This is a genomic window from Burkholderia sp. 9779_493 (assembly GCF_015712215.1).
GTDB classification, from domain to species: domain Bacteria; phylum Pseudomonadota; class Gammaproteobacteria; order Burkholderiales; family Burkholderiaceae; genus Burkholderia; species Burkholderia cenocepacia.
The window spans coordinates 1-26554 of record NZ_JACCQA010000060.1 but is presented as its reverse complement, the minus strand read 5'-3'; the positions used below and the strand labels follow the sequence as shown (position 1 = coordinate 26554).

Below are 26554 nucleotides of genomic sequence, written 5' to 3'. Positions count from 1 at the left end.
GAACAGGACCGTGAAACGACTCTACGCCGATGATAGTGCGGATTCCCGTGTGAAAGTAGGTAATCGTCAGGCTCCCTAAGCCAGAAACCCCCGCCCGAAAGGCGGGGGTTTTTGCATTGGCGCGCCAAAAAGCATGCTTGCCGCAGTCGGTAGCCCAATCCCGTCAACCGTACGCAGTGAGCCATCTTGCTGCGATCTCCTCACCCATCAGACCATGATCCGCAAGATCGGAAAAAATCTGCCCGGGATAGCGCTCGATTCCTTTTCGCCGATCTTTTCAGCCCCCAGTGTCAGATAGAACGGCGCGGCATTGGGATCTGCTTCGATCACAAAGCGCTTGATTCCTCTCGCAGCGGCCTCGGTCCGAACTGATTCCCACAGCGCACGGGCGACGCCCTGACCCATGTGATCGGGATGAACGAACAGCCATCCGGGTGTTGGTCGATCCGAATTCAACGATGCTCGGATCCAGAACCCGATGATCGACTCGCCTGATTCCGCGACATAACCGATCGCCCCTTCGATCGTCTCCGGCGAGATCGTGAGATCGTTTTGCCACACGTCCAGCCATTCCTTCGGATAGCCCCCGTGCGCTTTCGACAGGCGCGCCAGTCGCGTGAGTTCGTCTGCGTCCGCGGCACGCGCGGAACGCACGGTAAATAGCTTGTGCATTTCGTCTCTCGTCATTGCCGACACCGTGTCGCGCCTTCATCAGTGCATCGTCAGGATCGCGGCATCTCACCGTCCGGTCGACGGCCGGCTGCTCGCAGCGGCTTTGCTCGACACTATGCATCCCCACACGCCCGTCGCAGTTACATGACCTGCGACGCATGTCCGGCGACGACACGCCAGTGGGCGCCCGATCGACGCCAGACACGCGTGTAGGCAAACGTGCCGGCGAATGCCGCGCCATCGAAATGTCCGGCGAGAGTCGCTCGCGTCGTGGTCAGGATCACCTCGTCGATCGCGCATGCGCGCCTCTCGAGGACGTCGAGTGTGTCGAGACGCAGAAGCTTCGCCCGATGCGCGGTGAGGTCGTCCTCCTTGGAGATGACCTGGCCGGTCGGGGCGGTGAATACCAGATCGTCGTCCAGCAGCGCGTCGAGCGCTTCGACGTCGTTGCTCAGCATCGCTGTGCGGAGCGCGGTCTCATAGGGTTCGATGACGGTACGGATTGCATCCATGTCAGGCCTCGCATCATTTCGGAAGGGGAGCGGCATGGCGGTGACAAACGCAGCCTACCGCGCGTTCGACAACGACTGACGCCGGACCAGCATCACCATGCAGATGCCGATCGACGCGATGAGATTGACGGCCGGATAGAACGCGACCGCGACACTCCACGTGCTCAGTGCCAGCAGCGCCAGTGCGTACTTGAGCACGCATAGCGCGAAATACGCGAGGCTCTCGCTCCACGGATCGCGGATCGTCTTGCGCACGGTCGGGCCGAGGCCGGCAAGCTCGATCAGCGTAACCAGACAGATCGACACCGTCGGATCGTCGATCAGCTTCCACAGCGGAATGGCCGACAGGGCCGCGCACAGAAACAGCCAGTCGAGGCCCGTCCAGCCGCGTTCGCCGCGAAACAGGCTGGCGATCAGCGTCAGAAAGCACGTGACGGCGATCGCCGCCGTGCACCACGCGGACGGCCCCGCGCCCGCGACGAACTGGCCGGCAGCCGCGATCGCCGTGACGACCGACCACACGAGCCACGTGAACAGATGCGGGCGCACGGTGCGCCGATAGATCGCGAGCGCGTAAGGAATCGCCGCCAGCAACGACACGGCCGTTCCGATCGCGCCGAAGATCGAAGCGGCGCCCTGATCGACATTCACCATCGACGCAACCTCGTCCGGACTGGCCGACCAGTATGTGGTCTGACGGATCGCGGCGCAACGTCGTGCCGGCTCCGCGGTGCGGTGAACGCTGCGCGGATTCGCACCGGAACGCAGAAGAAACCGGACTGGAGCGTATCGACGGCACATGACGAGGCGCTCCACATCCATCAGCCATTCAAGACTCCGCCTGAGCCGCATGCACGTCGCGCCGGAAGGCACCGGGGCTCGTCCCCGTCCATTTCCGGAACGCGCGATGAAACGCGCTCGGCTCGGTGAAGCCGAGCTCGGCCGCGATCTCCGCGACGCTGAGCGCGTGCCCGCGCAGCAGCGACTGCGCGAGCGCGCCGCGCAACTCGTCCTTGATCGCCGCGAAGCTTTGCCCTTCGCTGCGCAAACGCCGCCGCAGCGTCGCGGGCGTCGTGTCGAGGCGCACGGCCAGTGTGTCGAAGTCGGGCCATTCGGCGGCCGGCCGCGCCTTGAGATGCGCACGCGTCTTCGCGACCCAGCCCGTGTCGTGCCGGTAGCGCACGAGCAGGTTGCCGGGCGCGCCGCGCAGGAAGGTCTTCAGCGCCTGCTCCGAACGGATCGTCGGCAGCGCGAGGTACGCGGCGTTGAACGCGAGCCGGCTGTCGGGCCGGTCGAAATGCACGGGGACGCCGAAGAACTGGTGATAGTCGCTGCGCTGGCCGGCGCTCGGGCACGCGAAATCGATGCGCTGCAGCGGGATGCGCCGGCCGATCAGCCAACACGCGACGCCGAGCAGGATCAGCCAGAACGTCCGGTACGCGAACGCCGGGTACGGCGCGCCCGATTGCGCCAGCACGATCTGCGCCTGCCCGTCGGCCACCACGAGCTCGCCGTGCGGCTCGTCGAGCACCACGCGCAGAAACTTCAGCGCGCGCCGCAGCGCCTTGTCGAGCGTGCCGGCATGCAGCACCGCGTGGCACAGCAGCGTGAAGCTGCCGCGCCGCATCGGGCGCGCGGCGAGTCCGAAGAACTCGTCGTCGAGCGCACCGGCGATCGCGAGCCACAGCCGGCCGTACTGCTGCGGCGTGACGGGCTCGTGCACGGCGGCCGGCAGCCCCGCGGCACGCAGCACGGGCACGGTCGGCAGGCCGCGCCGGCGCAGGCACGCAAGCGCATCGTCGACGAAATCCGGCGAAATCATCTGCGGCCCCATTTTCCTGCGTCCTCCGACATGGCAAAAGCGATCACGATTCTAGATTCCGTTTGTCATTGATTGCAATGTAGGGGCTGTCTACTATCGATGTATCCCCGTCGCGCCCCTGGCTCGCCGGCGGCCATAACGCACAGGAGACACGCATGCCTGAAGGAGCTACCGCCCGGGCGGTGCCGGCCTACGCCGACGCCGTGGCCCGGTTCAGTATCGAGACCGCCGCCGCGCAACTGGACGGCGACCTGGAGCGCGGCCTGAACGCGTGTGTCGAATGCTGCGACCGGCACGCGAAGGCGGACGCGATCGCGCTCGACTGGATCGACGCCGGCGGCCAGCACCATCGCGTCACCTTCGCGCAGATGCAGGCGTTGTCGGCCCGGGTCGCGCACCTGCTCGTCGCGCAGGGCGTGAAGCCGGGCGACGTGGTGGCCGGCATGCTGCCGCGCACGCCGGAACTCGTCGCGACGATCCTCGGCACGTGGCGCGCGGGCGCCGTGTACCAGCCGCTGTTTACCGCGTTCGGCCCGAAAGCGATCGAGCACCGGCTGCGCATGAGCGGCGCGCGGCTGGTCGTGACCAACGTCGCGAATCGCGCGAAGCTCGACGAAATTGCCGACTGTCCGGCGGTCGCGACGGTGCGCGAAGCAGGCGAGACGCTGCCGGCTCACGACATCGATTTCCGCGCGGCGCTCGCTGCGCAGTCCGATACGTTCGAGCCGGTGCTGCGCAAGGGGTCGGACCTGTTCATGATGATGTCGACGTCGGGCACGACGGGCCTGCCGAAGGGCGTGCCGGTGCCGCTGTACGCGCTGCTCGCGTTCGGCGCGTACATGCGCGAAGCGGTCGACCTGCGCGCGAGCGACCGGTTCTGGAACATCGCCGATCCGGGCTGGGCGTACGGGCTCTATTACGCGATCACCGGCCCGCTGCTCCTCGGTCATGCGACGACGCTGTACGAGGGCAGCTTCACGGTCGACAGCACCTATGACGTGATCGAGCGACTCGGCATCACGAGCCTCGCCGGTTCACCGACCGCGTACCGGATGCTGATGGCGGCCGGCAACGAAGCGGCCGCACGGCTGAAAGGCCAGCTGCGCGTGGTCAGCAGTGCCGGCGAGCCGCTGAATCCCGAAGTCGTGCGCTGGTTCCACGCGGCGCTCGGCGCGCCGATCCATGACCACTACGGCCAGACCGAACTCGGGATGGTCGTCAACAATCATCACGGCCTCACGCACGTCATCCATGCCGGTTCGGCCGGCCTCGCGATGCCGGGCTACCGTGTCGCGGTGCTCGACGAAGCCGGCCGGGAGCTTGGCCCCGGCGAGCCCGGCAACCTCGCGATCGACATCGCGCGCTCGCCGCTGCTGTGGTTCCGCGGCTACTGGCAGCAGGACACGCCGGCGATCGCGGGCGGCTACTACCGGACCGGCGACAACGTCGAGCTGGAGCCGGATGGCACCGTGAGCTTCATCGGCCGCGCGGACGACGTGATCACGTCGTCCGGCTACCGGATCGGCCCGTTCGACGTGGAAAGTGCGCTGATCGAGCATCCGGCCGTCAGCGAGGCTGCCGTGATCGGTGTGCCCGATCCGGAGCGCACGGAGATCGTGAAGGCGTTCGTCGTCCTGTCGAAAGGGTTCGACGGCACGCCGGAACTGGCCGAGGAATTGAGTCTGCACGTGAAGCGGCGGCTGTCCGCTCACGCTTATCCGCGCGCGATCGACTTCGTCGACGCGCTGCCGAAAACCCCGAGCGGCAAGATCCAGCGCTTCGTGTTGCGCAAGATGGAAGCCGAGAAGGCCGCTCAACCCTGAATACGGACTGCGAATGAATATCAAGGATCGCGTTTTTCTGATTACCGGTGCCGGTTCCGGCCTCGGCGCCGCTGTGGCGCGCATGGTCGTCGCGCAGGGCGGCAAAGCCGTGCTGCTGGACGTCAATGACGAGGCGGGCACGAGCCTCGCGAACGAACTCGGCGCGGCCGCGCGCTTCGTGAAGACCGACGTGACGAGCGAAGCCGATGGTCAGGCCGCCGTCGCGGCCGCGCGCGACGCGTTCGGCCGCGTCGACGTGCTCGTCAACTGCGCGGGCGTCGCGCCGGGCGAGAAGGTCGTCGGCCGCGACGGCCCGCATTCGCTCGACCGCTTCGCGCGCGCGGTGTCGATCAATCTGGTCGGCACGTTCAACATGATCCGGCTGGCCGCCGAAGCGATGTCGAAGCAGGACGCTGACGCGGAAGGCGAGCGCGGCGTGATCGTCAATACCGCATCGGTCGCGGCGTTCGACGGGCAGATCGGACAGGCTGCGTATGCGGCGTCGAAGAGCGGCGTGGTTGGCATGACGCTGCCGATCGCACGCGAGCTCGCGCGCTTCGGCATTCGCGTCGTGACGGTCGCGCCCGGCATCTTCGCGACGCCGATGATGGCCGGCATGCCGCAGGACGTGCAGGACGCGCTCGGCAAGAGCGTGCCGTTCCCGCCGCGGCTCGGCCGCCCGGAAGAATTTGCGGCGCTGGTGCGCCACATCGCCGAGAACACGATGTTGAACGGCGAAGTCATCCGTCTCGATGGCGCGTTGCGCATGGCACCGCGCTGACACTGGAGGAAACGAATCATGACGACTCAGGATCCGATCGTAATCGTGGGCGCGGCGCGCACGCCGATGGGCGGTTTTCAGGGCGACCTGGCGGCGGCCAGCGCGAGCGACCTTGGCGCGGTGGCGATTCGCGCCGCGCTCGAGCGCGCGAACGTGTCCGCCGAGCGCATCGACGAGATCGTGTTCGGCTGCGTGCTGCCGGCCGGCCAGGGCCAGGCGCCGGCGCGCCAGGCCGCGCTGAAGGCCGGGCTGCCGCTCGCCGCGGGTGCGACCACGGTCAACAAGATGTGCGGCTCCGGGATGAAGGCCGCGATGTTCGCGCACGACCTGCTGCTGGCGGGTTCGGCGGGCGTGGCCGTGGCGGGCGGGATGGAGAGCATGACGAATGCGCCGTACCTGCTGCCGAAGGCGCGCGCGGGCATGCGCATGGGTCATGGGCAGGTGCTCGACCACATGTTCCTCGACGGGCTCGAGGACGCGTATGAAAAGGGCCGCCTGATGGGTACCTTCGCCGAGGATTGTGCACAGGCCTACCAGTTCACGCGCGAAGCGCAGGATGCGTTCGCGATTGCGTCGCTGACGCGGGCGCAGCGCGCGATCGCGGAAGGGCGTTTCGTGTCGGAAATCGCGCCGGTGACCGTGAAGGCCGGCAAGACGGAAAGCGTCGTGTCGATCGACGAGCAGCCGGGCAAGGCGAAACTCGACAAGATCCCGACGCTGAAGCCGGCGTTTCGCGATGGCGGCACGGTGACGGCCGCGAACGCCTCGTCGATTTCGGATGGCGCGGCCGCGCTCGTGATGATGCGTCGTTCGGAAGCCGAGCGCCTCGGCCTCACGCCGAAGGCCGTGATCGTCGGGCATTCGACTCATGCGGACAAGCCCGGCCTGTTCGCGACCGCGCCGATTGGCGCGCTGCGCAAGCTGTCGGAGAAAACCGGCTGGAACCTGCACGACGTCGACCTGTTCGAGATCAACGAAGCGTTCGCGGTGGTGCCGATGGCCGCGATGCGCGACCTCGACCTGCCGCACGAGAAGGTCAACGTGCACGGCGGCGCATGCGCGCTCGGGCATCCGATCGGCGCATCGGGTGCGCGCGTGATGGTGACGCTGCTGGCCGCGCTCGAAACGTACGGCTTGAAGCGCGGCGTCGCATCGCTGTGCATCGGCGGCGGCGAAGCGACGGCCGTCGCGATCGAGCGCCTCGCGTAACGCGACGCATCGTTCGTCCGTCCGTGGCATCGCGGGCGGCGCGTATCGCACGGGACCTTCCGTGTGGTGCGCGCCGCCCGTTTTTATTTGGTTGATCGCCGTGTCGCGCTACGACTTCGCGTTCGGCGATACCGCGCCGCATGCGCGAATCACGAGTTGCACGACCTGTTCGGTCCTGTCGTCGAACGCCTTCTTCGTGAACGCGCGCTTGCCGCTCAGCGCGCGAATCTGCGCATCGAAATCCGCATAGTGCTGCGTGGTCGCCCAGATCAGGTACATCAGCGCATGCGGGTCGATCGGCGCGAGCAGTCCGCGCGCGATCCAGCCGTCGATCACGTTGATGCGCGCGTCGAACCACGGCTTCACGCGTTGCGACAGGATGTCCTGCATGTGTTCCGCGCCGTGGATGATCTCGTTGGCCCAGACCTTCGAGCCGAGCGGGCGCCGCTGCGACAGCGCCATCTTCGCGCGCACGTAGCTGCCGATCGCCTCCACCGGATCGTCGCCGGCCTCGAACGAGCCGGCCGCGCGATGCCAGTCCTCGAACAGGTCGTCGAGCACGCGGCGGTACAGCGCAAGCTTGGTCGGGAAGTAGTAGTGCACATTCGCCTTCGGCAGGCCCGCGCGCTCCGCGATCATCGCGGTGCTGGCGCCGGCGAGCCCGCGTTCCGCGAATACGGCTTCCGCGCACGCGAGCAGATGGGCTTCGTTGGACTCGCGAATGTGTGCCTTGCGTCGCCGCAAAGGCGCGGGCGTTTCGTCCCGGTCGGTGGCTTCGATCGCCGCCTCGTCATGTCTCATCGTGTCCCTCGCGCGGCGGCCATGCCGCGTTGGGCTTCATTCTAGCTGCTGATTCGCATCGCGCGCACGCATCCGGATGCCGCGATTCCACCACGATGCTGCGTTGCGGTGGCACGTTTCTCGCTCCATCGCGTCACGCAAGAAAGACGTTGCGCTGGTCATTTTGATCGTCTAAAACCTGTCCAATCGGACAGGATTTGTGCGTTTCGCGAATCGACGGGGACATGCACCGCATCCGGGCGGTGTGCCCTCGAAACAGGCATCACACGCACCGGCACAGACCGGGCTGACGACATCACCGACCCCACAGGAGCGATACGAATGAACGCGGTATCGGAAACAGTGAAGCGGGCAGCTTTCGACACGTCGATCAAGGTCGACGGCAAGCGGTTGTGGGACAGCCTGATGGAAGTCGCGAAAATCGGCGCGACGCCGAAAGGCGGCGTGTGCCGCCTCGCGCTGACCGATCTCGACAAGGCCGGCCGCGACCTGATCGTCGGCTGGGCGAAGGCGGCCGGCTGCACGGTGACGGTCGATACGATGGGCAACGTGTTCATGCGCCGCGCGGGCCGCGTGGCCGACGCCGCGCCGGTCGTCACGGGCTCGCATGCGGATTCGCAGCCGACCGGCGGACGCTTCGACGGCATCTACGGCGTGCTCGGCGGCCTCGAAGTGATTCGCAGTCTCAACGACCACGGCATCGAGACCGAGCATCCCGTCGAGGTCGTGATCTGGACCAATGAAGAGGGTTCGCGCTTCGCGCCCGCGATGGTCGCATCGGGCGTGTTCGCGGGCGTGTTCCCGCTCGAATACGGGCTGTCGCGCAAGGACGTCGACGGCAAGACGATCGGCGAGGAACTGGCGCGCATCGGTTATGCGGGCGACGTGCCGTGCGGCGGGCGCAAGCTGCACGCGGCGTTCGAGCTGCATATCGAACAGGGGCCGATTCTCGAAGCGGAATGCAAGACGATCGGCGTCGTGACCGACGCGCAGGGGCAGCGCTGGTACGAGATCACGTTCACCGGCCAGGAAGCGCACGCGGGGCCGACGCCGATGCCGCGCCGCCGCGACGCGCTGCTTGGTGCGTCGCGCGTGGTCGATCTCGTCAACCGGATCGGCCTCGATCATGCGCCGTTCGGCTGTGCGACGGTCGGCATGATGCAGGTCCACCCGAACTCGCGCAACGTGATTCCGGGCCGCGTGTTCTTCACCGTCGATTTCCGTCATCCGGACGACGCCGTGCTCGCGAAGATGGATGCGGCGCTGCGCGACGGCGTCGCACGCATCGCGGCCGACATCGGGCTCGACACCGAGCTCGAGCAGATTTTCTACTACAAGCCGGTCGCGTTCGATCCCGCGTGCGTGGCGGCCGTGCGCGGCGCGGCCGACCGCTTCGGCTATTCGCATCGCGACATCGTGTCGGGCGCGGGCCACGACGCGTGCTATCTCGCGCAGGTCGCGCCGACGTCGATGGTGTTCGTGCCCTGCGTCGACGGCATCAGCCACAACGAGATCGAGGACGCGACGCCCGCATGGATCGAGGCCGGCGCGAACGTGCTGCTGCACGCGATGCTGTCGCGCGCATGCGAGCCGGCTTCATGATGGATCGGCCGTAGCAGCCGCGAGGCTGCCTGTCGTCAGAAATTTGCATGCCTAAGCATGACCGCCCCGACTGTGCATTCGCAGCCGGCGGGGACGGCTTTGTCTCCACCCAGCCGAAGGAACGCGTATGACCACCCAGCCAACCGGCGATATCGCCGCGCATCGCCTGTCGTCCACGCAACTCTCGTGCGAATTCGCCGATATCGCGCCGCTGCTCGATCCGACCGCGGCGGCGGCCGCCGCGAGCCGCTGCCATTACTGCTACGACGCACCGTGCGTGCACGCGTGCCCGACGCAGATCGACATCCCGAGCTTCATCCGCAAGATCGGCAACGGCAACCTGAAAGGCGCCGCGACCGACATCCTGTCCGCGAATCCGCTCGGCGGGATGTGCGCACGTGTGTGCCCGACCGAGATCCTCTGTGAAGGCGCTTGCGTGCGCAACCATCAGGATGCGCAGCCGGTCGCGATCGGCGCGCTGCAGCGGCATGCGACCGACTGGGCGATGCAGACCGGCGCGGTGCAGTTCCGGCGCGCGCCGGAGACGGGCCGCCATGTGGCGGTGGTCGGCGCGGGGCCGGCCGGGCTCGCGTGCGCGCACCGGCTCGCGCTCGCCGGGCATCGTGTCACGCTGTTCGACGCGCGTCCGAAGGCCGGCGGCCTCAACGAATACGGGATCGCCGCGTACAAGACCGTCGACGATTTCGCGCAACGCGAGGTCGAGTGGCTGCTGTCGGTGGGCGGCATCACGCTGCAAACCGGTGCGGCGCTCGGACGCGACGTGACGCTCGATGCGCTGCGCGAGCAGCATGACGCGGTATTCCTCGCGATGGGGCTCGGTGGCGTGCGCGCGCTCGCGATCGACGGCGAGCAACTGGGCGGCGTGATGAACGCGGTCGATTTCATCGCGCAGGTGCGGCAGGCCGACGCGCTCGCGAACGTGCCGGTCGGGCGGCGCGTGGTCGTGATCGGCGGCGGCAATACGGCGATCGACGCGGCGGTGCAGAGCCGCAAGCTCGGCGCCGAGCGCGTGACGATGGTGTACCGGCGCGGCGTCGACGCGATGAGCGCGACGTGGGCCGAGCGCGAGTTCGCGCAAAAGAGCGGCGTCACGCTCGTCACGCACGCGAAGCCGGTGCGTATCGCGGGCACGGACGGGCAGGTGACGGGCGTCGAATTCGAGGGCGCATCGGGCGAGCGCTTCACCATCGATGCGGACATGGTGCTGAAGGCGATCGGCCAGACGCTCGTGCCGGACGGCATCGCGGCCACGTTGCTGACTTCGGACCGCACGCGGATCGCGGTCGATGCGGACGGGCGCACGGCGCTGCCGGACGTGTGGGCCGGCGGCGACTGCGCGGCGACCGACGGCATCGATCTCACGGTGCAGGCCGTGCAGGACGGCAAGCGCGCGGCCGCGTCGATCGACGCGACGCTCGCCGCGCGCGACGCGAAGGCGGCCTGAACGCGCGGCGTCCCGCCGGCACACCGAACACGATCCCATTCTCACGGAGCCGAACATGGCCGATCTTCGCTGCACCATCGCAGGCATCACTTCGCCGAATCCCTTCTGGCTGGCGTCCGCGCCACCGACCGACAAGGCCTACAACGTCAATCGCGCATTCGAGGCGGGCTGGGGCGGCGTCGTCTGGAAGACGCTCGGGCTCGACCCGCACGTCGTCAACGTCAGTTCGCGCTACGGCGCCGTGCAGTGGAACGGCCAGCGCATCGCGGGGTTGAACAACATCGAGCTGATCACCGACCGTCCGCTCGACGTGAACCTGAGAGAGATCGCGCAGGTGAAGCGCGACTGGCCGGACCGCGCGCTGATCGTGTCGCTGATGGTGCCGTGCAACGAGCGCGACTGGAAATGGATCCTGCCGCTCGTCGAGGATACCGGGGCCGACGCGGTCGAGCTCAACTTCGGTTGCCCGCACGGGATGAGCGAGCGCGGGATGGGCGCGGCGGTCGGGCAGGTGCCCGAATACGTCGAGATGGTCACGCGCTGGGTGAAGGAGGGCACGAAGCTGCCGTGCCTCGTGAAGCTCACACCGAACATCAGCGACATCCGGATGGGCTCGCGCGCTGCGTACAAGGGCGGCGCGGACGGCGTGTCGCTGATCAACACGATCAACTCGATCGTCGCGGTCGATCTCGACCACATGGCGCCGATGCCGACCGTCGACGGCAAGGGCACGCACGGCGGCTATTGCGGGCCGGCGGTCAAGCCGATCGCGCTGAACATGGTCGCGGAAATCGCCCGCGACCCGGAAACGCCGGACCTGCCGATCTCGGGCATCGGCGGCATCTCGTCATGGCGCGACGCGGCCGAGTTCATGGTGCTCGGCGCCGGCAGCGTGCAGGTGTGCACCGCCGCGATGCATTACGGCTTCCGGATCGTGTCGGATCTCGCCGACGGGCTGTCGAACTGGATGGACGAGAAGGGCTACGCGACGCTCGACGACATCCGCGGCCGCGCGGTGCCGAACGTCACCGACTGGAAATACCTGAACCTGAAGTACGACATCAAGGCGCGCATCGACCAGGACCGCTGCATCCAGTGCGGGCTGTGCCATATCGCGTGCGAGGACACCTCGCACCAGGCGATCACGGCGACGAAGGACGGCGTGCGGCATTTCGAAGTGGTCGATTCGGCGTGCGTCGGGTGCAATCTTTGCATGCATGTGTGTCCGGTCGAGCAATGCATCACGATGGAGCGCGTCGATTCGGGCGACTACGCGAACTGGACCACGCATCCGAACAATCCGGCGAGCGCGGAGGCGGGGGCGAGTGCAGGCGCGGCGGCACCGGATAAGCACGCGAAGAAGGCTGCCTGACCGGCGTCCGGCGAGGCAGGGTCATCCTGCATCGCCGCCTTTCGTTCCACCCGGGCCGGCATCGCACGATGCCGGCGTTGACGTTTTCGTGGAGTGTGTTCGATGAATCACGCAGCGAATCCCGCCGATCCCGACAGCGCCGCGGCGCACGGCGGCAGCCTGTACAACGACGATCTCGCGCCGACGACGCCGGCGCAGCGCACGTGGAAGTGGTACCACTTCGCGGCGCTGTGGGTCGGGATGGTGATGAACATCGCGTCGTACATGCTCGCGGCCGGGCTGATCCAGGAAGGCATGTCGCCGTGGCAGGCGGTGATGACGGTGCTGCTCGGGAACCTGATCGTGCTCGTGCCGATGCTGCTGATCGGCCATGCGGGCGCGAAGCACGGGATTCCGTATGCGGTGCTCGTGCGCGCGTCGTTCGGCACGCAGGGCGCGAAGCTGCCGGCGCTGTTGCGCGCGATCGTCGCCTGCGGCTGGTACGGCATCCAGACCTGGCTCGGCGGCAGTGCGATCTACACGCTGCTGAACATCCTGACCGGCAATGCGCTGCACGGCGCGGCGCTGCCGCTCGTCGGCATCTCGTTCGGGCAACTCGCGTGCTTCCTCGTGTTCTGGGCGCTGCAGCTGTACTTCATCTGGCACGGCACCGATTCGATCCGCTGGCTCGAAAGCTGGTCCGCGCCGATCAAGGTCGTGATGTGCGTGGCGCTCGTGTGGTGGGCGACGTCGAAGGCGGGCGGGTTCGGCTCGATGCTGTCGGCGCCGTCGCAGTTCGCGGCAGGCGGCAAGAAGGCCGGGCTGTTCTGGGCGACCTTCTGGCCGGGCCTGACCGCGATGGTCGGCTTCTGGGCGACGCTCGCGCTGAACATTCCGGATTTCACGCGCTTCGCGCATTCGCAGCGCGACCAGATGATCGGGCAGTCGATCGGGCTGCCGCTGCCGATGGCGCTGCTGTCGGTGGTGTCGGTCGTCGTGACGTCGGCAACCGTCGTGATCTACGGCAACGCGATCTGGGATCCGATCGACCTGACGAGCCGGATGACGGGCATCGGCGTCGGCATCGCGCTCGTGATCCTCACGCTCGACACGATGTGCTGCAACCTCGCCGCGAATCTCGTCGGCCCCGCGTACGACTTCTCGAGCCTGTGGCCGAAGGCGATCTCGTACCGCACGGGCGGGATGATCACCGCGACGATCGCGATCGTGATGATGCCGTGGAAGATCCTCGCGACGACGGACGGCTATATCTTCACCTGGCTCGTCGGCTATTCGGCGTTGCTCGGGCCGGTCGCGGGCATCCTGATGGTCGACTACTTCCTGATTCGCGGCACGCAGCTCGACACGCGTGCGCTGTTCGACGAGGCCGGCGGCTTCAGCTACGCGCGCGGCTGGAACCCGGCCGCGCTGGTCGCGCTCGCGGTCGGCGTGCTGCCGAACCTGCCGGGCTTCCTGCATACCGCGTTTCCCGCGTCGTTCCCGAACGTGCCGGCGTTCTTCAACACGCTTTACACGTACGCGTGGTTCGTCGGCCTCGTGCTGGCGTCGGGCGTGTACGGCACCTGGATGAAGTGGCGCGCCGGACAGCGCGCGCAGATCGCGAGCGCATGACGCGCGAGCCGGCTTCGACTCGCACGCGGCATGCGGCACCCGACAGTCAACGAGGAGGCAAGCAAATGGCAATCCTGATTCGTGGCGGCACCGTGGTCGATGCAGACCGTTCCTATCGCGCGGACGTGCTCTGCGCGGACCCGCAGGCCGGCGGCACGATCCTGCAGATCGCGGAGCAGATCGATGCGCCGGCCGGCGCGACCGTCGTCGACGCGCACGACCAGTACGTGATGCCGGGCGGCATCGATCCGCATACGCACATGGAGTTGCCGTTCATGGGCACGCGGGCGAGCGACGATTTCTACTCGGGCTCGGCCGCCGGGCTGGCGGGCGGCACGACGAGCATCATCGACTTCGTGATTCCGAGCCCGAAGCAGCCGCTGATGGAGGCATTCCACGAATGGCGCGGCTGGGCCGAGAAATCGGCTTCCGATTACGGCTTTCACGTGGCCGTGACGTGGTGGGACGACAGCGTGCACCGCGACATGGGCACGCTCGTGCGCGAGCATGGCGTGTCGAGCTTCAAGCACTTCATGGCGTACAAGAACGCGATCATGGCCGACGACGAGATCCTCGTGAACAGCTTCACGCGTTCGCTCGAACTCGGCGCGCTGCCGACCGTGCACGCGGAGAATGGCGAGCTCGTGTTCCAGCTGCAAAAGGCGCTGCTCGCGCGCGGGATGACGGGGCCGGAGGCGCATCCGCTGTCGCGGCCGCCGGAGGTGGAAGGCGAGGCCGCGAACCGCGCGATCCGCATCGCGCAGGTGCTCGGCGTGCCCGTGTATATCGTGCACGTGTCGGCGAAGGATGCGGTCGACGTGATCACGCGCGCGCGCAGCGAAGGGCTGCGTGTGTTCGGCGAAGTGCTGCCGGGCCACCTGGTGATCGACGAGGCCGTCTATCGCGACCCGGACTGGACGCGCGCGGCGGCCCACGTGATGAGCCCGCCGTTCCGCTCGGCCGAGCATCGCGAGGCGCTGTGGCGCGGGCTGCAGTCGGGGCAGCTGCATACGACGGCGACCGATCACTGCGTGTTCTGCGCATCGCAGAAGGCGATGGGCCGCAACGATTTCACGAAGATCCCGAACGGCTGCGGCGGCGTCGAGGATCGCATGTCGGTGCTGTGGCATCACGGCGTGAATCATGGCCGCATCACGCCGAACGAGTTCGTGCGGATCACGTCGACCAATGCCGCGCAGATCTTCAACCTGTATCCACGCAAGGGCGCCGTGCAGGTCGGCGCCGATGCCGACCTCGTCGTATGGGACCCGGCCGCGACGAAGACGATCTCGGTGAACACGCATCACCAGCAGGTCGACTTCAACGTGTTCGAGGGGATGACCGTGCAGGGCGTCGCGACGCACACGCTCACGCGCGGCGCACTCGCCTGGGCCGACGGCGAATTGCGCGCGGTGCGCGGCGCGGGCCGTTACCTGAAGCGCCCGCCCGGTGCCGGCTACTACGAGGCCGCGCGGATCGCGAACCGGCTGCGCGAACCCCATCCGGTCGAACGCGCGGGTTGAGCGATGCGTAGCAGGCGGGGCGTGCCCGTTCGAACGGCGCGCCCCGTGCGCGTTTTCGCGAGGTAGGTAGAACAACTGATCAAGTCGTCGAAGCACGAAAAAAGAAACGATCGACGCCATTGGTCGTGGCGATTTTGGCGACGTTGCCGGCGTGCATATCGAGCGAGTAACATCCACCAACCCGATCACGCGGGTCGCGGGCACGGGCCGCCCGCCGGACAGTTCAAATAGTGAGAAAGGAGCACAAGGTGGATATTCTGCGCAGTCTCCTCGGCATGCTGTTTCTGTTGCTGGTCGCGTATCTGCTGTCGAACAACCGCCGCGCGGTCAGTGGGCGGACCATGATCGCCGCGCTGCTCACGCAGTTCGCGATCGGCGCGCTCGTGCTGTTCGTGCCGTCGGGTCGCGCGGCGCTGGCCGCGGCCGCGAACGGCGTCAACCGCGTGCTCGACATGGGCAATCACGGCATCGCGTTCGTGTTCGGCGGTCTGGTCGACGCACGGATGTTCCAGTTGTTCGGCGACGGCGGGTTCGTGTTCGGCCTGCGCGTGCTGCCGATGATCATCTTCGTCACCGCGCTGATCTCGGTGCTGTACTACATCGGCGTGATGAAGTGGATCGTCGCGATCCTCGGTGCGGGGCTCGCCAGGGTGCTCGGCGTGAGCCGCATCGAGGCGTGTTCGGCCGTCGCGACGATCTTCCTCGGGCAAAGCGAGATGCCCGCGCTCGTGAAGCCGTTCGTGCGCAACATGACGAGCGCCGAGATCTTCACGGTGATGGCGAGCGGGATGGCATCGGTCGCGGGCTCGGTGCTGGTCGGATATGCCGGCCTCGGCGTGAAGATGGAGTACCTGCTCGCCGCGTCGTTCATGGCGGTGCCGGGCGGGCTGCTGTTCGGCAAGCTGCTGTTTCCGACCGTCGAACCGAGCCGCGTGGTGGTCGACGGTCTCGATTTCGACGACAAGCGCGCCGCCAACGTGATCGAGGCGGCCGCCTCCGGTGCATCGGTCGGGCTGCGCATCGCGATCAACGTCGGCGCAATGCTGATCGCGTTCGTCGGGCTCATCGCGCTGATGAACCTGATCGTCGGTGGCGCGGCCGCGTTCGTGGGCTTTCCGCAGGTCACGCTGGTCGGCATCATCGGCCACCTGTTCGCGCCGCTCGCGTGGATCATCGGCGTGCCGTGGCACGATGCGGCGCTGGCCGGCAACTTCATCGGCGAGAAGCTGATCTTCAACGAATTCGTCGCGTACGGCGACCTGTCGCCGTACCTGAAGGGCGGCGCGCATGCGGCGGCGGCCGGCCTGCAGGTGCTCGACCCGAAGACGCTCGCGATCGTGTCGTTCGCGCTGTGCGGCTTCGCGAACTTCTCGTCGATCGCGATTCTCGCCGGCGGCTTCAGCGCGGTCGCGCCCGAGCGCCGCTCGGACGTCGCGCGCCTCGGCTTGCGCGCGCTGACGGCGGCGACGCTGTCGAACCTGATGAGCGCGGCGATTGCCGGCCTGTTTTTCTCGCTGCATTGACAGTAGACTCCGACCGATCGAAGCGAGGCAACGATGTTTCTACCGCAGGAATTCATTCGCAGGAAGCGCGACGGGCAGCCGCTCGATCGCGACGGGATGGCCGCGTTCGTGCGCGGCGTGACCGACGGCAGCGTGACCGAGGGCCAGGTGGCCGCGTTCGCGATGGCCGTGTATTTCAACGACCTGAGCACCGACGAGCGCGTCGCGCTGACGCTCGCGCAGCGCGATTCGGGCGACGTGCTCGACTGGCGCGCGCTCGATCTCGACGGGCCGGTGATCGACAAGCATTCGACGGGCGGCGTCGGCGACGTCGTGTCGCTGATGCTCGGGCCGATGGTGGCCGCGTGCGGCGGCTACGTGCCGATGATCTCGGGGCGCGGGCTCGGTCACACCGGCGGCACGCTCGACAAGCTCAGCGCGATTCCCGGTTACGACGTGATGCCCGCCACGGACGCGTTTCGTCGCACGGTGCGCGAGGTCGGCGTCGCGATCATCGGGCAGACCGCGCGGCTCGCGCCGGCCGACAAGCGCATCTATGCGATCCGCGACGTGACGGCGACCGTCGAATCGGTCGCGATGATCACCGCGTCGATCCTGTCGAAGAAACTCGCGGCCGGGCTCGACGGGCTCGTGATGGACGTCAAGGTCGGCTCCGGCGCGTTCATGCCGACCGCGGAGAAATCGGCGGAACTGGCCCGCAGCATCGTCGACGTCGGCAACGGCGCCGGCATGAAGACGACTGCGATCCTCACCGACATGAACCAGTCGCTCGCGCCGTGCGCGGGCAACGCGCTCGAGGTTGCGTGCGCGATCGACTACCTGACCGGCAAGTCGCGTCCCGCGCGGTTGCACGACGTGACGATGGCGTTGTCGGCCGAGTTGCTCGTGACCGGCGGGCTGGCGCGCGACGTCGGCCACGCGCGCGAGAAGCTGCAGCAGGCGCTCGATTCGGGCGCGGCGGCCGAGCGTTTCGCGCGCATGGTCGTCGCGCTCGGTGGCCCCGCCGACCTGCTCGACGCGCCCGCACGGCATCTGGCGCGCGCGGTGGTGATCGTGCCGGTTCCGGCGCCTGCGAGCGGCGTGGTGCAGCGCGTCGATTGCCGCGCGCTCGGGCTGGCGGTGGTCGCGCTCGGCGGCGGCCGCACGCGCGCGGAGGATGCGATCGACGTCAGCGTCGGCCTGTCGGCGCTCGCGGAGATCGGGCAACGCGTCGAGGCCGGCGAGCCGCTCGGTTTCGTGCACGCCCGCGACGAAGCGACCGCGGCGCACGCGGCGGATGCGATTCGCCGCGGCTACGTGCTCGGCGACACGGGCGAAGTGCCGCCGACCCTTTACCAGCGGGTCGACTGACCCTGCTCCCGGAGGCCTCACCACGATGGAACGAGACGAACTGATCGAACAGGCGAAGGCGGCGCGCGAGCGCGCGTATGCGCCGTACTCGCGCTTCAAGGTCGGCGCGGCGCTGCAGGCGCGCGACGGCACGGTTTTCCACGGCTGCAACGTCGAGAACGCGTCGTACGGACTGTGCAATTGCGCGGAACGCACGGCGTTGTTCGCGGCGATCGCCGCCGGCTATCGGCCCGGGGATTTCGCGCGGCTCGCGGTCGTCGGCGACACGGACGGCCCGATCGCGCCGTGCGGCGCGTGTCGTCAGGTGATCATCGAGATCGGCAAGCCCGACATCGAAGTGATCCTGACCAACCTGAAAGGGACCGTCGAGATCACGACGGCCCGCGCGTTGCTGCCGGGCGCGTTCATGCTGTAACCGCACGCGCCGCGGCGAGACGCGCGCGTCGCCTCATGCGCTGTCACGCGCGTCGCGGATCGGGATCACGGTGCGCGCGCCGCACTGGCGCAGCAGATCGCGCAGCTCGTTGATGACCGGGAACACCTCGTGATTCCAGTCGGCGCCCTGCCGGTCATGCGCTTCCTGCTCTCGTTCGACGATCCAGCGATCCTCGCGGAAGATGCGCTCGGTGAACCACACGAGCAGCGGCCACGCGAGATCGAGCGCGAACGGGATGCCGGGCTTGTGGATCGACAGCAGCCCGAACGTGCGGTTGGTGCGCTGCTCGGCGTCGAGCGGCACGTAGACGATCCACAGGTCCATCACGAGCGTGCCTTCGCTCGACCGGATCCGCAGCGTCTGGTACGGATACTCGGTGCGCACCGTCATCACGCTCTTGTTGGCCTGGTCGCCGGGCTTCTTGCTCGAACCGAACACGAGCGCCTCGCCGACCGGCTGCTTGCCTTCCATCCGCGCGAACGTGTAGTCGACCTCGACCCAGTCGTCGCCGCGGCGGCGGCCCACGGAGCGTGCGCGCATCTGGCCCATCTGCTTGCGGTGCAGGAACTGATGGTTCATGTCCATCAGGTTCTCGTGCATGAACGAATAGTGGCACTTGACTTCGCGGCCGAAGCGGCGTGTCTTGAACGCTCGATCGTCCGCCGATTCGAGCGCGGGGAACGGTCGTGCCTCGGCGAGCGTGGCGTCGCCCGGGAACACGAAGATCAGCCCGTGCGCCTCGCGGCACGGATACGCGCGCACGCCGTTGGGCAAGCGTTCGCGGCCGAGGTAGGGCACGTCGACACAGCGGCCGCTGTCGCACGCGTAGGTCCAGCCGTGATAGCAGCAGCGCAGCGTTTCGCCGCTCACGACGCCTGCGTGCAGCGGCACCTGGCGGTGCGCGCAACGATCTTCGAGCGCATACACGGCGCCCGATTCGGTGCGTACGAGCACGATCGGATCGCCGGCGAAGCGCACGCCGAGCGTCTTGCCGCGCTTGAGCTCGCGCGACCACGCGAGCGGGTACCAGTGATCGGGGTGAATGGGCACGCGGCGCAGGTCGCGCACGACCGCGCCGGTGGACGGTTCTTCGAGGGTATTGCTGTCAGGCAAAGGCACTGCGCGCATGCGTGACGCCTCCTGGCTGGGCGGGTGGTCCGGATGCCGCATCATGCGGCGAGGATCAGGAGAAGTCTACGCGAAGTTGCCGGCCGCGGCGGACGCGATGCGGGTTTGCCCCGGCGTCGCGTCCGCCGATTCGTTGATGCGGCGCAAAGCGGCCGCTGCCGGCGCCTGGCGTGGCGGGCCGGCCCGGCAGTGCGGCGGGCGGCCTCCCGTCGCGCGGCAGGGTGAGTGACCCGCGGCTCACAAGCGCGCTTCGCGCCACAGCACCGCGTCGGCACGGTACAGCGCCGGGAAGCGCTGCTTCAGCCCGGCGACCTTCGGCAGGTCGTTGAACGCGATATACGGCGCATCCGGATGCAGTTCGAGGTAGTTCTGATGATAGGCCTCGGCCGGATAGAACCCCTTGTAGGCTTCCACGCGCGTGACCACGGGCGCCGGAAACACATGCGCGCTGCCGAGCTGCGCGATGTACGCGGTCGCGACCGCGCGTTGCTGCGCGGTGGTCGGGAAGATCGCGGACCGGTACTGCGAGCCTTCGTCGGGGCCCTGCCGGTTCAGCTCGGTCGGGTCGTGCGCGACCGAGAAGAACACCTGCAGCAGCCGGCCGTACGTAATCTGCGTCGGGTCGTAGACGATCCGCACCGATTCCGCGTGCCCCGTCAGCCCCGAGCCGACGAGCGCGTAGTGCGCGGTTTCGGACGCGCCTCCCGCATAGCCGGCGGTGACCTGCTTCACGCCCTTCACGTGCTCGAACACGCCCTGCACGCCCCAGAAGCAGCCGCCGGCGAGCACGGCCGTTTCGTCGTGCGACGCGCCGGGCGTTTCGTCGAGCGTCGGTGCGGGCACGGTGCGCATCGGCTCCGCGGAATTGACGATGCGCTGGTAGCCGAACACGGCGGCGGCTGCCACGGCAACGGCGCCGATGCGGCGCAGCATGGCCGCGCGCCGTCGTGCGGCGGCATCGCGGGTGGGGATCGGGATCATCTCTTGCTCCTTCGGACTGCGTTGAAAAAAGCCGGTGCTCGGAGGGCGGTGGCGCGCGCAATCAACCGAACGTGAACGCGTACGCATCGACGCCCGGATCGAGGAACTCGATCGCGAATGTGCGATCGGCGATCGCGCCCGGCTGCCGGACGAGCTGGTACAGGCGCTGGCCGGTGACGGTGCCGTAGCCTTGCGCATCGACGTCGGCGCCATGCGCGGCCCCGGGCGCCGCGCCGTCGAGCGTCACCCGAAAGCGCACGGGCCGGCCGTTCGCACCGGGGCCGAGCACGAGGTGCAGGTCGCGCGCATGGAAGCGGTAGACGATCCGGCCATCCGGTGCGGCCAGCGACGCGCGTTCGGCGCCGACGTTCCACGTGCCCGCGAGACCCCAGCCGTTGAGATCCGGGCTGCCCGGCGCGTCGTAGCGGTGCGCCGCGTCGCGCACGACGCCGCCCGGCGACGCGAAGCTTTCCGCGCGCGCATAGCCGACGTAGGTTTCGGGCGAACGGACGTCCGCGCTGTCGGCGGCGGCGAGCGCACCCTTCGCGGGCGCGCCGGCGAGCCCGAGCGGCACGTTCAGCGCGTCCGGATGGCCGGCTTCGGCGAGCAGCGACTGGATCGCGCGTTCGGACTGTGCGTATTCGCCTTCGCCGAAGTGGTGATGGCGGATCCGCCCTTGCGCGTCGATGAAGTAGTGCGCGGGCCAGTATTCGTTGTTGAATGCGCGCCAGATCGCATAGCCGTTGTCGATCGCGACCGGGTAGTCGATGCCGAGGTCGTGCACGGCCTTCTTCACGTTGCCGATGTCGCGCTCGAACGCGAACTCCGGCGCGTGCACGCCGATCACGACGAGTCCGTACGGCGCGTATTTGCGTGCCCAGGCGGTCGTGTACGGCAGCGTGCGCAGGCAGTTGATGCACGAATACGTCCAGAAATCGACCAGCACGACCTTGCCGCGCAGGCCGGCCGCCGTCAGCGGCGGCGAGTTCAGCCACTGCACCGCGCCGTCGAGCGACGGCAGCGTACCTTCGACGGGCAGCGCGGCCGCGGTCCCGCCGGCCGCGCGCATCATCGCGCTGCCGGCCATTGCAGCGCCGCCGGCCTGCGGGCCATCCGTCGCGGCGGCCATCATCGCGCCGCCCGTCGCGTTGTCGGCGGCGCCGGTCGCCGGCGTTGCCGCCGGCGCGCCGTTCGAGCGCCCGCCGAGGCGGTCGACGAGCTTCGTTTCGAGCCCGCCGGTGGTGACGGTCGACAGCTGCGCCAGGGCGCCGGTGTCGAGGCCGAGCGCGATCGCGCCGACACCGGCCAGCAGCGCCGCGCCGATCCCGCGCCGGATCCATTCGCCGGCGCCGAGCGAGCGCTTCATCGCGGCGAACACCTTGCCGCCGATCACGAGCGCGACGCCGAGCGAGGTCGCCGCGCCGGCCGCATACGCGACGAGCAGCAGCGTCGTGCCGACGCTCGCGCCGCGCAATGCGGCGCCGGTCAGCACGAGACCGAGGATCGGGCCCGCGCACGGCGCCCACAGCAGGCCCGTCGCGACGCCGAGCAGCAGCGACGACGCCGGGCCGGCCGGGCGGCCGTCGCGTTGTGCGAATCCGGTGAGCCGGTTGCCGGCGGCGACCAGCGGGCGCGTCAGGTGTTCCGCGAAGCGCGGCATCAGCAGCGTCAGGCCGAACACCGCGAGCAGCACGATCGCGATCCAGCGGCCGGCCTGGTTGGCCTGCGCGACCCAGCCGCCGCCGACGGCGGCGAGCGTCGCGACGACGGCGAACGTGAGCGCCATGCCGGCGAGCAGCGGCAGGCCGGTGCGCACGAACGGCTGGTCGGCGCGCGCGAACACGAACGGCAGCACGGGCAGGATGCACGGGCTCAGGATCGTGAGCACGCCGCCGAGATAGGCAAGGACGATGAGCAGCATGATGCGTTCTCCAGTCGGTCGGGGGGCCGGATCAGGCGGCAGCCGGGTGGAAGGCGAGCGCGACGCCGTTCATGCAGTAGCGCAGGCCGGTCGGCGCCGGGCCGTCGTCGAACACATGGCCGAGATGGCCGCCGCAGCGGCGGCAGTGCACTTCGGTGCGGACCATCCCGAACGACGCGTCGGTGTCGGTGCCGACCGCGTGGTCGAGCGGTTTCCAGAAGCTCGGCCAGCCCGTATGGCTGTCGAACTTGGTGGCCGACGAGAACAGCGCGAGGTCGCAGCCGGCGCACGCGAACGTGCCGGGCCGGTGCTCGGCGTTCAGCGGGCTGCTGTACGGCCGCTCGGTGCCGGCTTCGCGCAGGACCGTGTATTGGGCGGGCGTGAGCCGGCGATGCCATTCGGCGTCGCTGAGCGTGATCTCGAACGGGGCGGCCTTCGATGAGCTGGCCGGCGGCGCGGCGAACGCGCGGCCGACCAGCGCGCGGCGGCCGGCGGACGACAGCGCCGCGAGCGCGGCGAGACCGGTGGCGCCGGCGAACAGCAGATGTCTGCGGGTGGGCATGATGGGCTCCTGGAAGCAGGTCCTGAAAACATGCGCCCATCGTAGGCAGCGGCCGGTGTCGAAGTCCTCACGGAAAGTTAAATGAATTGTGATTATTTTCCGGGTGTTCCGGCCAAGTCCGGTGAAATCCATCAAAGCCCCGTCTGACAAGGGTTTGCAGGGTATTCGTGGTCCGTCCACTTCCGCGGAAATCCCGCACGAGCCGCAACTTTTTAGTGTCTTTTTAGTGTTCGTGGTGTGGGGCAGGCTCTGCTTGGGATGCACGAGCCGACCCGATGACGAAATCAATGGAGGGCGATCATGGGTGCACTGACGGTCAGGCAAATCGAAGCCGCAAGGGCGACCGGAAAGCGGTATTTCCTGTCGGATGGGCGTGGACTGTTCCTGCGTGTCGGCCCGGCCGGCGGAAAGATCTGGTTTGTTCGCGCCAGCATCAACGGCAAGCCGCTCGGCAAGGCGTGGGCACGCTCGACCACAGATGCGCAGCTGTTCCTCGAGGATGCACGCGCAGCGGCGGCGACGATTCGTTCACAAGCGCACGACGGTGTGGACTATCTCGAAGCGAAGAAGCGTGAATGCCAGGCGAGGGTTTAAAAAGGCGGCGATGGCGGACCTCACGTTCGGCGACTTATTCGACGCGTGGTTCGCGACCATCAACAAGAAGCGCGGCAAGAAAGGCCGGAAGGATGGCGGTAAGTCGCTTCGAAGTGCGATGGAAAAACATATGCTGCCGTCTCTCCGTACATACAGGATCGCAGGCGTGTTTGCGTCGAACGTTCTGCCGCTGCTTACCGCGATTTCCGACGGGGGACACAACCGGCAAGCGGTCGAGATGTTGATCACGATCCAGCAAATGATTCGGTGGGGCGAACGAAATCAGCCGTGGAAGCGATTGCTGATCGATTGCGATGTGCTCGCGCTTGCAAAAGAGGATGTCGTTTCAGGTGATTACGACCCGGTGCGTGGCAATGAGCGTAACCGGACGCTTACGGACGACGAAATCCGACTACTCGGTGACCTGATTCCAGCCGTGCGGCTTCCACGTTCCATTGAGTCAGCGGTATGGGTGATGCTTGCGTGCGGAACACGCGTCGGCGAAACGCTCCTGACGCGCTGGACCGATCTCGACTTCAAGGCACGGACGTGGACAATTCCAAAGGAACGCACGAAGTCGAACGCGGCGATCACGATTCATCTGTCCGATTTCGTTCTTGCACAGTTTGCAGCGCAGCAGGTCGTGCGCGCCGGCATGCCTGAAGGCGACGCACGCCGCGAATATGTGTTTCCGTCGGAGAAGGGCAAACTTCCGCACGTCAGTATTCATACGACCTGCGGGGCGATCCATGACCGGCAACGCCCGAAGGATGCACCTACCGAAGGCCGCACAAGGGCAACCGATGCACTCACAGTCCCGGGTGGCCAATGGAAATGTCATGACCTGCGCCGGACGTGCGCAACGATGATGCAGTCGCTCGGCATCGCAGAAAGCATCGTGCATCGATGCTTGAACCACGCGCGCAATGATCCGCTTGATCGAATCTATTTGCAGTTCGACTATGACGCGCAGATGCGCGATGCGTGGCGGCGATGGGGCGACCGTTTGTCGGTATTGCTTGGCACGAGTACAGAAAACGTACGCTTTCTGTTCGCGCCGTAGTCGGGGAGCGTTTCTCCGCAGAGGGAAGAGGGAATATGTAACCCTGATAATACGAGTTATCACGGTTAAAGGTGCCCGAGAATCGACGGGGATGCCGTGCTTCATTCCTGTTCCCTCGAGACATTCCATCGGTGTGGGGCGCCTATAGGGGCAAGTGCGGTGGCCGCCGGGTACCGATGGTCGTGCCCGTGGTCCGCAGTGGTAAGTGCGCAGGTTGCCACGAGCGGAAGAGTGCAGGTTCTGGCGGGTACTGGCTGCATCGGCCGCCCTGCGGTTTGCGTGTTGACCGTTGGATGCGGTAGGGTGCGACTTTGACTTTATGATCCGGACAAGTCCATGAACAAACAGGAACTCATCGACGCGGTCGTCGCGGGCGCGGGTGTCAGCAAAAGCGACGCGAGCAAAACTGTTCAGGCGGTGCTGGATGCGATCACGGACGCGGTGAGCCGCGACGAAGCGGTGCAGCTCATCGGCTTCGGGGCATTTTCGCGGGGGCAGCGCTCAGCGCGTACCGGTCGCAATCCGACGACGGGCGAGGAGATCGCTATTGCCGCAGCAAATACTGTGAAGTTCGCCGCCGGTAAGGCGTTTAAGGACGCAGTGAACGGATCGTGACATCGTGCGAGTTGCGCCTGGCCGCCTAGGCGGGGTCGCCTCCGTGAGAACGCCAGTGTCGTCGCGTTCGTGCGGGTGCACGAGTCTGACTTGATTTGCCGGTCTACCGAATTGTGCAGACAGTGTCTGCACAATTCGGTAGACCGGCTCCAAGTTCGCGACAAACGTGGAGCGCGCCTCAGTCCAGCAATAGCGACTCGTCCGCTGTTCGTGAGTTCGTATACGCGGAACGGAGCTTCGCCGACGCGTGGCGTCAGCGATACCCGCTGGACCACTCGTTCTGTTGTTTGGGCCGTTGATTAAGCAATGCGAAAACACTGTCCCGTGCGCCGCCGCGCGATGACGAAGCGCAATTGCACCCACTTCCCGCCGACAAAATCCGCCGCTTGTCGCTCAAGCACCATCTCGCGTTTGCAGCGCTATGTGGCGGATGCGGCGACGTTGAGTTGATCGCCACGCTGTCCAATATGCTCGCACCTGCGTTTTACCCGCGTGCGGACTGCAATGCCGAACTATATCGCTGCGCGGATTCCGCCCTCGCTCAATGCGTTGCGCGGGTAGAGTGCGGGCGCTCGTGGGCCTTAACGGACGCTGAGCGGACTGCATTCGAACCGTTGCGTCTTGTCCATGACGAGCAACTTGCTGCAGTGCCTGTCCATCGCTACCTTGAAACGCATGGAATGCATGCGACAGGTTCTCGAAGCCATCAACGTTACTGCGTGCCTGAGCGTGTATGTACAGCCGATTTCTCCGAGTGGAATCCTCACCTCTCTCGAGATGCTCGACGCGGAGAAAGGGATACCCTTGGATCCTACGGCTGCCCGTTTCTTCAACGATCTCGATTTCGAAGTATTCGAGTATCACGCAACACATAAGCCATTCATTCAAGCGGATGTAATTTTCTATCGACCCGACAAATAAGTAGGAATGCGATAGAAGTTGGTTTGACAGCATTAACCATTTTTGAGATTCGTGAGATCCGCCGTTCTGTACACTCGCGTGTGAGGGCAAAGTGAAATTACCACTTAGCAAGCGTGCGTAGGGATAAAGAAAGGTATGCGGATGGATGTGCGTAATCTAATGCATTTCATTCGAGGCGGGTTGATTCAGCAAGACCGGCTTCTCAAGCTTGACACGTCATTGGGACACGACATGTTGCTCCCGCACCAGATGATCGGTGATGTGCGA

At 67.0% G+C, this 26554-nt stretch carries 23 protein-coding genes; 14 read left to right on the top strand and 9 right to left on the bottom strand.

The features are described from left to right. Positions 1-207 precede the first annotated feature (207 nt). From H0X95_RS34005 to H0X95_RS33990, 4 genes are all read right to left on the bottom strand, one after another. Positions 208-672 carry a GNAT family N-acetyltransferase gene (locus H0X95_RS34005; protein WP_195904295.1) on the bottom strand — a complete coding sequence of 155 codons (465 nt, stop codon included), beginning with the start codon at positions 670-672 and terminating at the stop codon, positions 208-210. A 140-nt stretch (positions 673-812) separates the two neighbouring features. Continuing rightward, positions 813-1184, bottom strand: coding sequence for a nuclear transport factor 2 family protein (locus H0X95_RS34000; protein ID WP_059721216.1), 372 nt, complete (start codon positions 1182-1184; stop codon positions 813-815). A 54-nt stretch (positions 1185-1238) separates the two neighbouring features. Continuing rightward, on the bottom strand, positions 1239-1838 hold the full coding sequence (locus H0X95_RS33995; RefSeq protein ID WP_196446379.1) for a hypothetical protein: 600 nt from the start codon (positions 1836-1838) through the stop codon (positions 1239-1241). A gap of 175 nt (positions 1839-2013) precedes the next feature. After that, complete coding sequence (locus H0X95_RS33990) at positions 2014-3018, bottom strand: AraC family transcriptional regulator (RefSeq protein WP_059721215.1); 1005 nt, start codon at positions 3016-3018, stop codon at positions 2014-2016. Positions 3019-3161: 143 nt separating this feature from the next. Here H0X95_RS33990 and H0X95_RS33985 point away from each other — a divergent pair, with 143 nt between their 5' ends. From H0X95_RS33985 to H0X95_RS33975, 3 genes are read left to right on the top strand one after another with little or no spacing between them, the layout of a single operon-like run. After that, positions 3162-4829 carry an acyl-CoA synthetase gene (locus H0X95_RS33985; RefSeq protein WP_059721214.1) on the top strand — a complete coding sequence of 556 codons (1668 nt, stop codon included), beginning with the start codon at positions 3162-3164 and terminating at the stop codon, positions 4827-4829. Positions 4830-4842: 13 nt separating this feature from the next. Continuing rightward, positions 4843-5610 carry a 3-hydroxyacyl-CoA dehydrogenase gene (locus H0X95_RS33980; RefSeq protein ID WP_006483642.1) on the top strand — a complete coding sequence of 256 codons (768 nt, stop codon included), beginning with the start codon at positions 4843-4845 and terminating at the stop codon, positions 5608-5610. Positions 5611-5628: 18 nt separating this feature from the next. Beyond that, positions 5629-6819 carry an acetyl-CoA C-acetyltransferase gene (locus H0X95_RS33975; RefSeq protein WP_059721213.1) on the top strand — a complete coding sequence of 397 codons (1191 nt, stop codon included), beginning with the start codon at positions 5629-5631 and terminating at the stop codon, positions 6817-6819. A 108-nt stretch (positions 6820-6927) separates the two neighbouring features. On the opposite strand, the gene H0X95_RS33970 is transcribed toward H0X95_RS33975, so the two are convergent. After that, positions 6928-7620, bottom strand: coding sequence for a TetR/AcrR family transcriptional regulator (locus H0X95_RS33970; protein WP_006485720.1), 693 nt, complete (start codon positions 7618-7620; stop codon positions 6928-6930). Between the two features lie 321 nt (positions 7621-7941). Here H0X95_RS33970 and H0X95_RS33965 point away from each other — a divergent pair, with 321 nt between their 5' ends. From H0X95_RS33965 to H0X95_RS33930, 8 genes are all read left to right on the top strand, one after another. Further along, positions 7942-9222, top strand: a complete 1281-nt coding sequence (locus H0X95_RS33965; protein WP_006498608.1) for a Zn-dependent hydrolase — start codon at positions 7942-7944, stop codon at positions 9220-9222. A gap of 127 nt (positions 9223-9349) precedes the next feature. Then, entirely contained in the window at positions 9350-10687 is a 1338-nt protein-coding gene (locus tag H0X95_RS33960) for an NAD(P)-dependent oxidoreductase (RefSeq protein WP_059721212.1), read from the top strand. 55 nt (positions 10688-10742) lie between these two features. After that, positions 10743-12059: an NAD-dependent dihydropyrimidine dehydrogenase subunit PreA gene (preA, locus tag H0X95_RS33955; RefSeq protein ID WP_059721211.1), complete on the top strand. Its 1317-nt coding sequence runs from the start codon at positions 10743-10745 to the stop codon at positions 12057-12059. 102 nt (positions 12060-12161) lie between these two features. Further along, positions 12162-13670, top strand: coding sequence for an NCS1 family nucleobase:cation symporter-1 (locus H0X95_RS33950; RefSeq protein ID WP_034203769.1), 1509 nt, complete (start codon positions 12162-12164; stop codon positions 13668-13670). 65 nt (positions 13671-13735) lie between these two features. After that, the gene (gene hydA, locus H0X95_RS33945) at positions 13736-15193 is read left to right on the top strand and encodes a dihydropyrimidinase (protein ID WP_196446378.1); all 1458 of its coding nucleotides are present in this window, start codon (positions 13736-13738) and stop codon (positions 15191-15193) included. Between the two features lie 248 nt (positions 15194-15441). Next, complete coding sequence (locus H0X95_RS33940) at positions 15442-16716, top strand: NupC/NupG family nucleoside CNT transporter (protein ID WP_006485647.1); 1275 nt, start codon at positions 15442-15444, stop codon at positions 16714-16716. A 33-nt stretch (positions 16717-16749) separates the two neighbouring features. Then, positions 16750-18066, top strand: a complete 1317-nt coding sequence (gene deoA, locus H0X95_RS33935) for a thymidine phosphorylase (RefSeq protein WP_059721210.1) — start codon at positions 16750-16752, stop codon at positions 18064-18066. 25 nt (positions 18067-18091) lie between these two features. Continuing rightward, positions 18092-18481: a cytidine deaminase gene (locus H0X95_RS33930; protein ID WP_059721209.1), complete on the top strand. Its 390-nt coding sequence runs from the start codon at positions 18092-18094 to the stop codon at positions 18479-18481. A 33-nt stretch (positions 18482-18514) separates the two neighbouring features. On the opposite strand, the gene H0X95_RS33925 is transcribed toward H0X95_RS33930, so the two are convergent. The 4 genes from H0X95_RS33925 to msrB form a co-directional block, all read right to left on the bottom strand. Then, the gene (locus H0X95_RS33925; protein WP_006485640.1) at positions 18515-19630 is read right to left on the bottom strand and encodes an aromatic ring-hydroxylating oxygenase subunit alpha; all 1116 of its coding nucleotides are present in this window, start codon (positions 19628-19630) and stop codon (positions 18515-18517) included. 237 nt (positions 19631-19867) lie between these two features. Further along, positions 19868-20611, bottom strand: a complete 744-nt coding sequence (gene msrA / locus H0X95_RS33920; RefSeq protein ID WP_059721208.1) for a peptide-methionine (S)-S-oxide reductase MsrA — start codon at positions 20609-20611, stop codon at positions 19868-19870. Between the two features lie 61 nt (positions 20612-20672). After that, positions 20673-22532, bottom strand: a complete 1860-nt coding sequence (locus H0X95_RS33915; protein ID WP_059721207.1) for a cytochrome c biogenesis protein DipZ — start codon at positions 22530-22532, stop codon at positions 20673-20675. Positions 22533-22563: 31 nt separating this feature from the next. Next, positions 22564-23094: a peptide-methionine (R)-S-oxide reductase MsrB gene (msrB, locus tag H0X95_RS33910; RefSeq protein ID WP_059721206.1), complete on the bottom strand. Its 531-nt coding sequence runs from the start codon at positions 23092-23094 to the stop codon at positions 22564-22566. Between the two features lie 300 nt (positions 23095-23394). On the opposite strand from msrB, the gene H0X95_RS33905 reads away from it, so the two are divergent. The 3 genes from H0X95_RS33905 (at position 23395) to H0X95_RS33895 (ending at position 25366) form a co-directional block, all read left to right on the top strand. Beyond that, complete coding sequence (locus H0X95_RS33905; RefSeq protein WP_059721205.1) at positions 23395-23688, top strand: Arm DNA-binding domain-containing protein; 294 nt, start codon at positions 23395-23397, stop codon at positions 23686-23688. A 10-nt stretch (positions 23689-23698) separates the two neighbouring features. Beyond that, positions 23699-24751 carry a site-specific integrase gene (locus H0X95_RS33900; RefSeq protein WP_171984116.1) on the top strand — a complete coding sequence of 351 codons (1053 nt, stop codon included), beginning with the start codon at positions 23699-23701 and terminating at the stop codon, positions 24749-24751. 336 nt (positions 24752-25087) lie between these two features. Further along, on the top strand, positions 25088-25366 hold the full coding sequence (locus H0X95_RS33895) for an HU family DNA-binding protein (RefSeq protein WP_059721203.1): 279 nt from the start codon (positions 25088-25090) through the stop codon (positions 25364-25366). The last annotated feature ends 1188 nt before the right edge of the window (positions 25367-26554 follow it).